Source organism: Kitasatospora sp. NPDC056181 (genome assembly GCF_042266225.1).
GTDB lineage: Bacteria > Actinomycetota > Actinomycetes > Streptomycetales > Streptomycetaceae > Kitasatospora.
Genome location: NZ_JBHJUK010000191.1, coordinates 1 through 13450 on the forward strand (window position 1 = coordinate 1; position 13450 = coordinate 13450).

The 13450-nt window shown below is 72.5% G+C and carries 7 protein-coding genes and 1 pseudogene; 6 read left to right on the forward strand and 2 right to left on the reverse strand.

Features of this window, described 5'->3' with window-relative positions; genetic code table 11:
• Nucleotides 1-619: 619 nt before the first annotated feature.
• Complete coding sequence (locus ACFC1F_RS39175) at nt 620-1570, forward strand: helix-turn-helix domain-containing protein (RefSeq protein ID WP_376165949.1); 951 nt, start codon at nt 620-622, stop codon at nt 1568-1570.
• Nucleotides 1571-1598: 28 nt separating this feature from the next.
• Here ACFC1F_RS39175 and ACFC1F_RS39180 read toward each other — a convergent pair whose 3' ends face one another.
• Nucleotides 1599-2552 (reverse strand): winged helix-turn-helix transcriptional regulator, encoded by a 954-nt coding sequence (locus tag ACFC1F_RS39180; RefSeq protein WP_376165951.1) that lies wholly within the window; start codon nt 2550-2552, stop codon nt 1599-1601.
• A gap of 189 nt (nt 2553-2741) precedes the next feature.
• Between ACFC1F_RS39180 and ACFC1F_RS39185 the strand changes: the two genes are divergently transcribed.
• From ACFC1F_RS39185 to ACFC1F_RS39200, 4 genes and pseudogenes are all read left to right on the forward strand, one after another.
• Nucleotides 2742-4541 (forward strand): S8 family serine peptidase, encoded by a 1800-nt coding sequence (locus ACFC1F_RS39185; protein WP_376165953.1) that lies wholly within the window; start codon nt 2742-2744, stop codon nt 4539-4541.
• Between the two features lie 326 nt (nt 4542-4867).
• Entirely contained in the window at nt 4868-6658 is a 1791-nt protein-coding gene (locus ACFC1F_RS39190; protein ID WP_376165955.1) for a S8 family serine peptidase, read from the forward strand.
• Nucleotides 6659-6895: 237 nt separating this feature from the next.
• Nucleotides 6896-7903, forward strand: a complete 1008-nt coding sequence (locus ACFC1F_RS39195) for an asparaginase (RefSeq protein WP_376165957.1) — start codon at nt 6896-6898, stop codon at nt 7901-7903.
• A 170-nt stretch (nt 7904-8073) separates the two neighbouring features.
• A pseudogene (locus tag ACFC1F_RS39200) lies at nt 8074-10374 on the forward strand (immune inhibitor A domain-containing protein).
• A 28-nt stretch (nt 10375-10402) separates the two neighbouring features.
• Here the strand turns inward: ACFC1F_RS39200 and ACFC1F_RS39205 are convergent.
• The gene (locus ACFC1F_RS39205; RefSeq protein WP_376165959.1) at nt 10403-11014 is read right to left on the reverse strand and encodes a hypothetical protein; all 612 of its coding nucleotides are present in this window, start codon (nt 11012-11014) and stop codon (nt 10403-10405) included.
• A gap of 300 nt (nt 11015-11314) precedes the next feature.
• On the opposite strand from ACFC1F_RS39205, the gene ACFC1F_RS39210 reads away from it, so the two are divergent.
• Complete coding sequence (locus ACFC1F_RS39210; RefSeq protein ID WP_376165961.1) at nt 11315-13321, forward strand: carbohydrate binding domain-containing protein; 2007 nt, start codon at nt 11315-11317, stop codon at nt 13319-13321.
• The last annotated feature ends 129 nt before the right edge of the window (nt 13322-13450 follow it).

A 13450-nucleotide genomic window follows, 5' to 3' on the forward strand; every position in this document is an offset into this window, starting at 1 on the left:
GGACGAGACCCGGGTGGAGAACCTCCAGGAGCTCGCGTCGGTCGCAGCGATCAATGATCGCAGGCGACCAGCGACCGGGGCACGCCGACGAACCCGAAGCCCCCGACGACCGGGGGCGGTTCCGGCATTTCGGCCGAGCGGCCGCTGTTCCTGAAGCTCTCCAACGGGCTGGGCGCGTCGGCACCCACCGAGACCGCGAGCTGGGGTGCGCCGATCGTGGCCGGAGTGATGGCGAAGGCCGCCGGCCGAACGGCCGACGCCCGAGGCCCACTTCGCGGACGTCACCGTGAAGCCGGCCGGTGAGCTGGTGAGGGGCAGGGGCGAGGACACCGCGGACCTGGGGGTTCGCGGTTCGGGCGCCGCCGCCTGACACGCTTCCGCCGCCTGACACGCTTCCGGCGGCGACCGCGCGCACCCGCGGCGGACTCCGGCGGATCTCCGGCCGGGCACTCGACCGGGGGCCCGGCGGCGCGGGGCGGGTCGGTGTCGGGGTGACGACACTGGCGGCAGTCCGCCATTTCCCCGGTGCGGTGCCTCCCCTACTGTTGCGGCACGCTGTTCGCCGAGTGGTGGAGGCGGGTGCGGGGGAGAACGGCTGACGGCCGGAAGGGGTGACCGGATGCTCGGGCCGTTCGGTGTGAGCGAGAGCGAGGAAAGGGTGTACCGCGCCGTGCTGGCCGCCGGGGATCCCACGCTGGCCGCGCTCGCCGAGAGCGTCGGCCAGACCCCGGCCCTGACCGGGCGTCGGCTCCGGGCGCTGGAGGCCAAGGGGCTCGTGGTCCGCACCCGGGAGCGGCCGGCGCGGTTCCGGGCGGCGCCGCCCGACCTCGCGATCGAGGTCCTGGCACTCGACGAGCACCAGCGGATCGAGACTGCGAGGGCCGCCGCCGCAGAGTTCGCCGCGATCCGGCAGGGCGGGGCGCGGTCCCGCGAGGTCCCGCTCATGGTCGTGCGCGGTCCCGAGGCGAACACCAGGCGCTACCTCCAGGCCCAGCTGGCCGCCCGCGCGGAGGTCCTGATCCTGGACAAGCCGCCGTACCTGGCCGACGGCGTGGAGCCCCAGCACGACCTGCAGTTGGAGCTGATGGCCCGCGGCGTGACGTACCGCACCGTGTACGACAGCCGCTCGTTGGAGGATCCGGGCCAGTTCGAGCGGGCCGAGCAGTTGGCGCGGGCGGGTGAGCAGGCCCGGGTGGTGAACGGTGTGCCGCTGAAGATGCTGATCACCGACCGGAGTTCCGGACTGCTCCCGCTCGTCTTCTCCGAGCCCCGGGAGAGCGTGGTGCTGGAGCCCTCCCCGCTGCTGGACGGCCTGCTCGCGCTCTTCGAGTGCCTCTGGGAGCACGGCACGCCGCTGTGGTCGCTGCCGCGGCAGGAGGGCCTGGACACCGCGAGCCGGCGCATGCTCGGGTACGCGGCTGCGGGATACACCGACGACGCGATCGCGCGGCGCACCGGTCTGGGCAAACGTACGGTGGAGCGCCGGATGCGGAGCCTCATGGACGCGCTGGGGGCACGCACCCGCTTCCAGGCGGGCCTCCAGGCGAGTCGGCGCGGGCTCGCGGAGTGACGGGGGGCCCGACCGGACGGAGGGACCTTCAGCCGAGCAGGCCGCGGCGGCCGGCCTGCAGGCCCGCCTGGAACCTGGTCCGGGCGCCCAGGGAGTCCATCAGCCGTCGCATCCGGCGTTCCACCGTGCGCTTGTTGACCCCGATCCGGCGGGCGATGATCTCGTCCGTCCAGCCCGCGGCGGCGTAGCCGAGGAGTTGGATGTCCTCCTCGCCGAGCTCGGCGGCCGGTCGGCCGCGCCCCCACAGCGGGGTGCCGCGCTCCCACTGGGCCTCGAAGAGCGCGAGCAGGCCGTCCAGTAGGGGGGAGGCGCGCAGCACGACGGTCTGCCGCTCGCCGTCCAGCACGACGGGCACCAGGGCGATCCGCCGGTCGGCGATCAGCAGCTTCATCGGGAGCCCCTCGACGACCCGGGCGGATTCGCCGTGCTGGGTGAGCCGGCGGGCCAGGGCGAGCTGCCCGGGCTCGGCGATGGCCGTGCGGTCGTACACCGTGCGGTACTGCACGCCGCGGGCCATCAGTTCCAGTTGGACGTCCGTCTGGCCGGCCACGCCCTCCTCGACGTAGGGCGGCTTGTCGAGGATCAGCACCTCCTCCCTGGTCGACTGCTGCACCTGCTCGAAGTGCAGGGTGTTGGCCTCGTCGCCCTGGACCACCTCGACGGTGGGCTCCCCGCTGTCGCGCCCGGCCCGCCACAGTTCGGCCAGGTCGGCGGCGGCGATCCGGGCCCGGTCGACGCGTTGGCGCGCGCTGAGCGCCAGGACCTCCAGCGCGAGTTCGGGCGGGGCCGGCCGGAAGCGGACGGGGCGGGTGGGGGTCTTGGTGAGCAGGCCCTTGGCCTCCAACTCCCGCAGCCTGCGGCGCAGTCCGGAGGCGTCCTGCCCGGTTCCCTCCGCCAGTTCGGCCAGCGTCCGGTCCGGATCGTGGAGCAGGACGCGGTAGAGCGCCTCCTCCTGCGCGGAGACTCCAAGGGCTTCGAGCACGGTCCGTCCTCCTCTGCTGCGGGGTGAACCGGGCCGGTGGGCCCCGGCGGCGGCGCAGCCCATCGTAGGGGCACCGCGCCCGGGGGTCGGCGGGTGTCGGGTTGCCGCCAGTGGCGGTGAACCGTCGGGTCCAATCGGCTTCCGCGGCCCTAGTCTCTGCCCAACTCCCAACCCCCACATGGAGGAAGCATGAAGCGGTTCGCGATATCCGCGGGCCTGGTGCTGGCCGCGGTCACCGGTCTGAGCACCTGTCCGGCGTCCGCCCAGGGCACTGGCGCGACGGAGCAGGAACGCGCCCGGTACGTCGTGGTGCTGAAGGACGGTGCGACGGCCGATCCCGCCGCGGTCGCGCGTTCGGTGCGCGGGGTCGAGCTCGGCTCGGTCTACCGTTCGGCGCTCACCGGCTTCTCGGCGGCGCTCACCCCTGCTGCCGTGAGCGCCCTGCGCTCGGACCCGGACGTCGCCTACGTCGAGGCCTCCGTCACCGGCCACGCCGACGGCCAGGCGGTCCCCAACGGTGCGGCCCGGATCGGGGCCACCGCGAACACCGGGTTGAAGGTCGGTGACGGTCTCGACCAGCGGGTGGACGTCGACGTCGCGGTCATCGACTCCGGGATCGACTACACCCACCCCGACCTCAACGTGGTCCGCCGGGTGAACTGCGTGGCCGTCACCTCGTGCGTCGAGAACGCCGGCATCGACGACAACGGCCACGGTTCCAACGTCGCCGGGATCGTCGGCGGTCTGGACAACGGCATCGGCTACGTCGGCGTGGCCCCCGGCGCCCGCCTCTGGTCGGTGAAGGCGTTGAACGACAAGGGCAGTGGCTCGACCGAGGAGATCGTCAACGGCATCGACTGGGTGACCGCCCACGCCGACGAGATCGAGGTCGCCAACATCAGCATCGGCTTCGACGGCACGGTGCAGGCGGTCAACGACGCGGTCAACCGGGCGATCGCCAAGGGGATCGTCGTGGTCGTCTCGGCGGGCAACGACCACCGGGACGTGTCCAACCAGAGCCCCGCCAACGTTCCCGACGCCATCACCGTCTCCTCGCTCAGCGACGGGGACGGCAAGCCGGGCGGCCTGGGCGACTTCGGCTGGTGCAACAAGAACAACACCAACAAGGACGACACGCTCTCCAACTACAGCAACTTCGGCCGGGGCGTGGACATCGCCGCCCCCGGCGACTGCATCCGGTCCGCCTACAAGGACGGCGGCTACTCCAACTACAGCGGCACCTCGCAGGCCGCCCCGCACGTGGCCGGCGCGGCCGCCTGGCTCACCCGCGGCCCCAACCGGGCCGTGAACCGCGCCGGCGTCCTCGCCGTCCGCGACCGGATCGTGGCCGCCGGCAACGCCAACTGGACCGACAACTCCGGCGACGGCGTCAAGGAACCCCTCCTCGACCTCACCAGCACGGCCGTCTTCCCCGCGGGCGGGACCGCCGCCCCGGACGCCACCTTCGTCCCGGACTGTGACCGGGCGAGCCGCGCGTGCACCTTCGACGCCTCGCTCACCGGCGGCAGCGGCCTGAGCTACAGCTGGGACTTCGGTGACGGCACCACCGGAACCGGCGTCAAGCCCGTCCACACCTACGCCTCCTACGGCACCTACACGGTGAAGCTGACCGCGACCGACGCCTCCGGGCGCACCGGCCGCAACCAGACCACCTTCCGGCTGCTGGAGCCGGGCCACAACGACAAGCCGGTTGCCAGGATCGGCGGCTTCTGCACCGTCAACGGCCACTGCTCGCTGGACTCCGCCGGCTCCTACGACCCCGACGGCAGGATCGCCTCGTACAGCTGGAACTTCGGTGACGGCACCACCGGCAGCGGGGCCGCCGTCAGCCACGAGTTCCCGTCGACCGCCTCCGGCACGTACCGGACGACGCTGACGGTCACGGATGCGCAGGGCGGAAGCGGCAGTGCCTCCGCCACCGTCACCTGCACCAGGCTGCAGTGGTACATGACCTGCGGCATCGGCTGATCCCGAGCCGTTCCTCCGGGGCGACCCACGTCGCCCGCACCGCGCCCGGCGACGGCCCACGAGGGCTGACGCCGGGCGCGGCGCCGTTTCCCGCCGGGGCCGGGGCCGGGGCCGGGGCCGGGGCCGGGGCCGGGGCTGGGGGTGGAGGCGGGGCCGGGACTGCGTTCGGACCCGGCGGGCGCCGGTCCCACAGGCCCGAAACGTGCACGTAACCGCCCTGTCTCACGGGCTGTCGGTTTACCGCCATCGGCGGGAAACCGGTGGATCCAAACGGCTCCGGGAGCCCTAGCCTTCTCGTCAACTCCCAGCCCCCACAAGGAGGACGTATGAAGCGCTCAGCAGCGCTCGCCGGCGTGATGCTGGCGGCCTTGACCGGGATCGGTTCGATAGCCCCGGCGTCGGCCGCCCCGGCGGAAGGCCCCGCCGCCGACTACATCGTGGTCCTGAAGGACGGCGCGGTCGTCGATCCCGTCACCGTCGCCCGCTCGGTGCCCGGTGTCGGGCTCGGCTCCGTGTACCGCTCCGCCCTCGACGGCTTCTCGGCGGAGCTCACCCCCGCGGCCGTGAACGCCCTGCGGTCCGACCCGAACGTCGCCTACGTCGAGGCCTCCGCCACCGGCCGCGCCGACGGGCAGGCGACCCCGAACGGCACCAGCCGCACAGGGGCGCCGGCCAACGCCGGGCTGAAGGTCGGCGACGGTCTCGACCAGCGGGTGGACGTCGACGTCGCGGTCATCGACTCCGGCATCGACTACTACCACCCGGACCTCAACGTGGTCCGGCGAGTCAACTGCGTGGGCGTCAGCACCTGTGTGGAGAACGCCGGATACGACGACAACGGTCACGGTTCCAACGTAGCCGGGATCGTCGGCGGTCTGGACAACGGCATCGGCTACGTCGGTGTCGCCCCCGGCGCCCGGCTCTGGTCGGTCAAGTCCCTCAACAAGGACGGTGAGGGCTCGACCGAGGAGATCGTCAACGGCATCGACTGGGTGACCGCCCACGCCGACGAGATCGAGGTCGCCAACATCAGCATCGGCTTCGACGGCACCGAGCGGGCGGTCAACGACGCGGTCAACCGGGCGATCGCCAAGGGGATCGTGGTCGTCGTCTCGGCGGGCAACGACCACCGGGACGTGTCCAACCAGAGCCCCGCCAACGTGCCCGACGCCATCACCGTCTCCTCGCTCAGCGACGCGGACGGCAAGCCCGGCGGCCGCGGCAGCTTCGCCTGGTGCAACAAGAACAACACCAACAAGGACGACACGCTCTCCAACTACAGCAACTTCGGCCGGGGCGTGGACATCGCCGCCCCCGGCGACTGCATCCAGTCCACGTTCAAGAACGGCGGCTACTCCAACTACAGCGGCACCTCCCAGGCCGCCCCCGCCGTCGCCGGCGCGGCCGCCTGGCTCACCCGCGGCCCCAACCGGGCCGTGAACCGCGCCGGCGTCCTCGCCGTCCGCGACCGGATCGTGGCCGCCGGCAACGCCAACTGGACCGACACCTCCGGCGACGGCGTCAAGGAACCCCTCCTCGACCTCACCGACACGACGGTCTTCCCGGCCGGCGGCACGGCGGGCCCCGACGCCACCTTCGTCGCCACCTGCGACGCCTCCGGCAAGACCTGCACCTTCGACGCCTCGCTCACCGGCGGCAGCGGCCCGAGCTACAGCTGGGACTTCGGTGACGGCACCACCGGAACCGGCGTCAAGCCCGTCCACACCTACGCCTCCTACGGCGTCAAGCAGGCCAAGCTGACCGTCACCGACTCCGCCGGCCGCACGAGCCGCAACAGCGCCTACGTCCGCGCCACGGACCCCGCACTCAACGAGAAGCCGGTCGCCTCGTTCAGCCGCTTCTGCACCGCGGCGGCCTGGTGCGGGTTCGACGCGAGCGACGCCTTCGACCCGGACGGCACCATCGCCTCGTACCGCTGGGACTTCGGCGACGGCACCAGCGGAACCGAGCTCAAGCCCGGTCACACCTACCCGGAGGCCACCGCCACCTACCAGGCCCGCCTGACCGTCACCGACAACAAGGGCGGCACGGCGACCGCGTCGGCGACCGTGAGCTGCACCAGGCAGACGTACCTCACCATCTGCTCGGCCTCCTGACCATCCCCTCCGGCCCCAGGCCCCCGGCCCCAGGCCCCCGGCTCCGTGGCGCCCGCCCGACGGTCCGCCGGCACCCGACGGAGTGTGCCGCCACGACCCGAACCGGCGGACGGCCCCGACGGCCGGGCCCGGACCGTGCCCCACAGCGGTCCGGGCCCGGCCACCACCCGAATCCCCAGCGGCCCGGCACCACCGCCGGGTCCGCGAACAACGCACAGCACAGAACGGACGAGGCTCATGGGACGGATCGTCGTCATCACCACCGGAGGCACCATCTCCGCCCGCCGGCGCGGAACCGGCTACACCGCGAGCGCCACCGGGTGGGAGGTCCTCTCCCGCGCGGCCGTCCCGCCCGGTGTCTCCGTCGAACTCGACGACCTGTGCAGCCTGGACGGCCCGCTGATGACCACCGCCCACCAACTGACCCTCCTGCGCCGCATCCACGAGATCCTGGCCAGGCCGGAGGTGGACGGCATCGTCGTCACGCACGGAACCGACACCCTGGAGGAGAGCGCGTTCCTGAGCGACCTCCACCATCACGACCCGCGCCCGGTGGTGTTCACCGGCGCGATGCACCCGTTCGACGGCAACGCCGACGACGGGCCGGGCAACCTGCACGACGCCGTCCTCACCGCCTCGGCGGTCTCCGGGATGGGCACGCTGGTGGTCTTCGACGGGAAGGTGTTCGCCGCCCGAGGCACCGTCAAGTACCACACGGTGGCCACCGACGCCTTCGCCGCGCCCGACTCCGGGCCGATCGGCGAGGTCCGCGGCGAGACGGTGAGCGTCCACGCGCTGCCCTCGCGTACCGCGCCGCTTCCGCCCCCGCCCCGGACGGTTCCCGAACTCCCCCTGCGCGTCGATGTGGTGACGCACCACGCGGACGCCGACCCGATGCTGCTGCGGGCCGCCGTCGCGGGCGGCGCGCAGGGCGTCGTGCTGGTCGGCAGCGGCGCCGGGAACGCCACACCCGCGTTCGTCGAGGCCGTCGCCGAGGCCACCGAGCGCGGCGTGCTCGTCGCGCTGAGCACCCGGGTCCCGGCCGGTCCCGTCGCGGAACTCGCCACCAACGGCGGTGCGGTGGACCTGGTCGCCGCCGGCGCCGTCCCGGCCGGCACACTGCGCGCGGGCCAGGCCCGCACAGCCGTCCTCAGCGCCCTGCTCGCCACCGCCGAAGCCGCCGAACGTCGCCGGGTGCTGGCCCGCGCCCTCGGCCTCGCGCCCGCGCCGGCCCCGACCTCCTGAACCCGCCGGGAGTCGAGCTTCCGGTCTTCGCCGGCACCCGCCGGGCGCCGACCGCCCCCCAGCTGACACCTGACGAGCCGACCCGCCCACTACCGAAAGAAGGACGACGACCCCTCGTGAAGACATCCCGCACCCTCGCCGCGGCCACCGCCGCCGCGGTCGCCGCCACCATGGGCCTGATCCTGCTGCCGCCCAGCGCCTCGGCCGCCGCCGGCCCCGACGTCACGCCCGACCCCGCCGACGTCCAGGCGGCTCGCGCGGTCGAGCACAACCTGCCCGGCCCCCTCACCGAGAAGACCGAGGCCGCCCGCAAGGCCGCCACCGAACAGCTGGTCGCCGGCACCGCCACCGTCGAGCGCCGCGGCACCAGCACCGCCGTCAAACTGGGCGACGGCCAGTACGTCGAACTCGCCCGTCAGCGCACCGACCGGATCTTCACCATCCTGGTCGAGTTCGGCGACCAGGTCGACACCACCACCCTGCACGACGGCAGGCCCAAGTACGGCGGCACGCCCGGACCGCTGCACAACAGCATCGCCCGCCCCGACCGGACGGCGGACAACTCCACCGCCTGGCAGCCCGATTACGACCGGGCCCACTACCAGGACCTCTACTTCAGCAGCACCAAGGACTCGCTGAAGACCTACTACGAGAAGCAGTCCTCGGGCCGGTACTCCGTCGAGGGCACCGCCACCGACTGGGTCGAGGTGCCCTGGAACGAGGCCCGCTACGGCTCCAACTGGTGTGGCGACAACGTCTGTTCCAACGCCCAGGACCTGATCCGCGACGCCGTCGACGCCTGGGTCGCCGGTCAGAAGGCCGCGGGCCGCACCGACGAACAGATCCGTGCCGCGATCGCCGAGTACGACCAGTGGGACCGCTACGACTTCGACGGCGACGGCGAGTTCAACGAGCCGGACGGTTACGTCGACCACTTCCAGATCGTCCACGCGGGCGTCGACGAGTCCGCGGGCGGTGGCGCCCAGGGCTCCGACGCGCTGTGGGCGCACCGCAGCTACGTCTACGGCTCGGGCTCCGGGCGGACCGGCCCCACCGGGAACAGGCTCGGCGGCACCCCCGTCGGCGCCACCGGCATCTGGGCCGGCGACTACACCATGCAGGCCGAGAACGGTGGACTCGGCGTCTTCGCCCACGAGTTCGGCCACGACCTCGGCCTGCCCGACCTCTACGACACCACCGGTCACGGCGTCGACAACTCGGTCGGCTACTGGTCGCTGATGAACTCCGGCTCCTGGCTCGGCGAGGGACGGGACGAGATCGGCGACCGCCCGGCCGACCTGGACGCGTGGAGCAAGCTCCAACTGGGGTGGCTCACCTACGACAAGGCCACCGCCGGGACGCTCTCGGTGCACCGCACCGGCCCGGTGGAGTTCAACACCACGCTGCCGCAGGCCGTCGTGGTCGAGTTGCCGAAGAAGACCGTCACCACCGTGATCAACACGCCCCGGGCGGGCGCCACCGAGTGGTGGAGCGGCAGCGCCGACAACCAGAACGTCACCCTGGCGCGCGACCTCGACCTGACCGGCCGCACCTCGGCGACGCTCACCGCCGCGGGCTGGTACGAGCTGGAGCGCGACTTCGACTACGCCTACGCCGAGGTGTCCACCGACGGCGGTGGCGAGTGGACCGCACTGCCGGGCACCTTCGACGGCGCCCCGATCCCGGTCAATGCCGGCGGCGCCCCCTCCCTCAGCGGTACCTCCGCCGGCGCCTGGGGCACCCTCACCTACCCGCTCGACGCCTACGCGGGCCGGCAGGTCAAGATCCGCTTCCGGGTGACCACCGACGGCAGCACCCACCTCAAGGGCCTCGCGCTGGACGAGCTGTCCCTCACCGCCGACGGCACCACCGTCCTGTTCGCCGACGGGGCGGAGAACGGCGACAACGGCTGGGCGGCCAAGGGCTTCACCCGCACCACCGGCACCTTCACCCAGCAGCACGGGCAGTACTAGCTGGTCGAGAACCGCCAGTACGTCTCCTACGACAGCACCCTGCGCACCGGTCCGTACGTCTTCGGATCGGCCCGACGCCCGCGCCGGGTCGAGCACTTCCCCTACCAGAACGGCCTGCTGATCTGGTTCTGGGATGCTTCGCAGAGTGACAACAACGTCCACGACCACCCGGGATCCGGCCTCGTGCTGCCGGTCGACGCGCACCCCGTGCCGCTCCGCTGGAAGGACGGCCGGCTGATGAACACCCGGGTCCAGAGCTACGACTCCACCTTCGGCTCCGAGGCGACCGACAGCCTCACCCTGCCGCGGGCCGACGTCCCGGTCACCGTGCCGAGCCTGCCGGGCGTCGCCGAGTTCAACGACCGCACCGGCGTGTACTGGGACGCCGAGAACCCGTACAACAGCGTCAAGGTCCCGGCCACCGGTACCAGCATCCAGCTCCTGTGGAACAGCACCGACAAGCTGGAGTCCATGATCATGGTACGTCCCGTGTCCTGACCGGCCGCCGTCGCGTGGTGCCGGGGCCTCAGCCCACGAGCCCCGGCCCCACCACCGCTACCCGCCGACGCACGCGGGCCGCGAACGGAACCGCCTCCGTGACCACCGCCGTGACCGCCTCCGCGGCGGGGGACGCGGCGGGGGACGCGGCGGAGGGCGGGACCGCCGCCGGGGCGGGGGAGTGGGCGGCGCTCGGTGCGCAGACCCGGACGGGGACCGGTGCGCAGACCCGGACGGGGACCGGTGCGCAGACCCGGACCGGGACCGAACCCGGGTGAACGCCGTGCGCCGGCAGCTCCAGCACCTGGCAGGAGTGCCGCTCCAGCTCCTCGACCACCGTCCGCGCCCGGGCGTCGTCGAGGCCGAACACGAATGGCCCCGGGACCAGGACCGTGTCGAAGATGCCCGCGCGGACGGCGCCCAGCAGCGCGTCCAGGGCCGGCAGTCCGTCCTCCGGGCGCAGGCCGTTGTCCAGGTAGACGGTCGGCTCCGGCAGCCCTGCCTGCGCGGCCAGCTCCTCCAGTGCCCGGCGGGGGCACTCCATCGCGGTCGTGTCGAAGGGGTAGGTGCGCAGGTAGACCGCGGTCCGCGGGGCAGAGTCGGCCTGATGCCTGCCGGCGATTGCGATCATCTCGTCCACCTGCTCGATCCTCGGGCCGCGCCGGGTGCTGCGGCACCTCCAGCACAGCGTGTCGATCGATGGGTGTTCAATGCGGGTCCCTACGTATTGCCACCCTCGGTGACAGAAACCCCCTCGGCGGATGCGTTCGGTGACCGGCGCGCGAGGCGGTGCGAAGGGGGATCGTATGATCGATACTCGGGCTTTTCGATCAAATATCGATCGATGAGCCCGCAATGGATTGACCCGATCAGACGATCGCCCTAGGGTGCGGGCGGGCGCCCACTTCCCCTCCTCCCTCCCCCACCTCGGGAGTCCCCCATGCACCTGAACCCCACGCCGAGACGTGCCGCCGCCATCGCGGCGGCCGCGTCGCTGTTCGTCCTCCCGGTGTCCCTGTCGGCACCGGAGGCGGCCGCCGCGGGCGGCACCACGCGGTACCTGGACTGCTCGGCCGCGTCGAACGGTGACGGCAGCCAGGCCAATCCGTGGAACGGCCTGGCCACCGCCAACGCGTACGTCTTCGGGCCGGGCGACCGGCTGCTGCTCAAGCGCGGGGCGACCTGCACCGGCACCCTGAAGCCGCAGGGCTCCGGCAGCGCCGCGGCACCGATCACGCTCGCCGCGTACGGCCCCGGCACCGCCCGCCCGGTCGTCGCCGGCAGCGCGGCCACCGGCGAGAAGGCCGCCGTCCACCTCTCCGACGTCGAGCAGTGGGAGATCCGCGACCTGGAGATCACCTTCAAGGACACCGCCGCCACCAAGCGCGAGCGCAACGGCCTGCTGGTCGAGATCGCCGACCTGCCCGACGGCGTCGGCACCCACTACGTCGTCGACGACGTCTACGTCCACGACGTCAACGGCGACGCCACCAAGTGGTCCAACGGCATCCAGTTCCGGGTCTCCGGCACCACCACCCCCACCAACTTCGACGACGTCCTCGTCCAGAACTCGCGCATCGACAACGTCGACCGCGAGGGTCTGACCAACCGCACCACCTGGATGTGCCGCCCCCAGTACGGCACCGGCGACGACTGCGGCACGAAGAACAACTGGCGCGCCAACACGCGTCTGGTCTTCCGCGGCAACACCATCAGCAACACCGGTGGTGACGGCATCGTCCTGCGCGCCGCCGACCACGGCCTGGTCGAGCACAACACCGCCTACGACATCGCCATGCGCCCGATGGGCTCGAACGCGGGGATCTGGACGATCAACTCCGACGACGCCCTCATCCAGTACAACGAGGTCCACCACGTCCGCAGGCTTCCGGGCAACGGCGACGGCATGGCGTTCGACTCCGACTACGGCAACAACCGGGCGGTCTTCCAGTTCAACCACAGCCACGACAACGAGGGCGGCTTCATGCTGTTCTGCGGGGCCTGTGGTGCCGGCTCCAGCAGCACCGGCACGGTCGTGCGCTACAACCTCAGCCACCACGACAAGGACCGCTGGCTGGCGGCCTCCGGCGAGAACAGCGCCGACCTCTACCAGAACACCGTCTACCTGCCGGCCGGCTCCACCGCGGACATCGTCCAGGACGGCTACGGCGTCACCAAGGCGCGCTTCACCAACAACGTCCTCCACAACCTCGGCAGCGGCGGCTTCGACGGCCTGGACGGCAACGGCACGTACAACGCCGCCGACTTCACCTGGGCCGCCAACACCTTCTTCGGCAACCACCCCGCCAACGAGCCGGCCGACCCGGAGAAGAAGACGTACGACCCGCAGTTCGTCAACGCGGGCGGCACCACCCCGGAGGACTACAAGCTGAGCGAGGGCTCGCCGGTCCGCGGCACCGGCACCGCGATCCCGACCCTCGGCGGCAAGGACTACTTCGGCAACGCGCTGCCGCAGGTCTGCCGTCCCGACCGGGGCTTCCACCAGGCGTCCGCGTTCGACGACAGCACGTGCAGCCCGGTCAACCTGGTCCGCAACGCGGGCTTCGAGAACTCCGCCCTCAACCCGTGGACCAGCTACGGCGGCGTCACCCTCGACACCGCCACCCACCACGGCGGCAGCCGCGCCGTGAAGGTCGGTCCCGCCCAGGCCGCCGCCGAGCAGATCATCCAGGTCAGGCCCGGCGCCACCTACACCCTCAGCGGCTGGGGCAAGGTCTCCGCGAGCGGCACCGAACTCTCCCTCGGTGCCAAGCAGTACGACGCGGCCGGCTCCTCCGAGCGCACGCTCTTCACCGGCACCTCCTTCACCCCGGCCTCGGTCACCTTCACCACCGGCCCGAACACCACCACCGCCAGGATCTACTGCTACGCCCGCACCGGCACCGGCTACGGCTGGTGCGACGACATCACCGTCCGCGAGAGCTGACAGCCCCGGCCGCGCCGGCTTCCCCGACGCCCGGCGCCGGGTCACCCCCACGGCCCGGCGCCGGGTCCATCCGACCAGACCCCGCTCCGGACCCGGGCGGGGGGGGCCCCCGCCCCCCCGGGCCAGGGG

What these genes read in the sequence shown, in the direction of transcription:
- ACFC1F_RS39175 (WP_376165949.1), top strand. Translation starts at nt 620, where the DNA reads ATGCTCGGGCCGTTCGGTGTGAGCGAGAGCGAGGAAAGGGTGTACCGC.
- ACFC1F_RS39185 (WP_376165953.1), top strand. Translation starts at nt 2,742, where the DNA reads ATGAAGCGGTTCGCGATATCCGCGGGCCTGGTGCTGGCCGCGGTCACC.
- ACFC1F_RS39190 (WP_376165955.1), top strand. Translation starts at nt 4,868, where the DNA reads ATGAAGCGCTCAGCAGCGCTCGCCGGCGTGATGCTGGCGGCCTTGACC.
- ACFC1F_RS39195 (WP_376165957.1), top strand. Translation starts at nt 6,896, where the DNA reads ATGGGACGGATCGTCGTCATCACCACCGGAGGCACCATCTCCGCCCGC.
- ACFC1F_RS39210 (WP_376165961.1), top strand. Translation starts at nt 11,315, where the DNA reads ATGCACCTGAACCCCACGCCGAGACGTGCCGCCGCCATCGCGGCGGCC.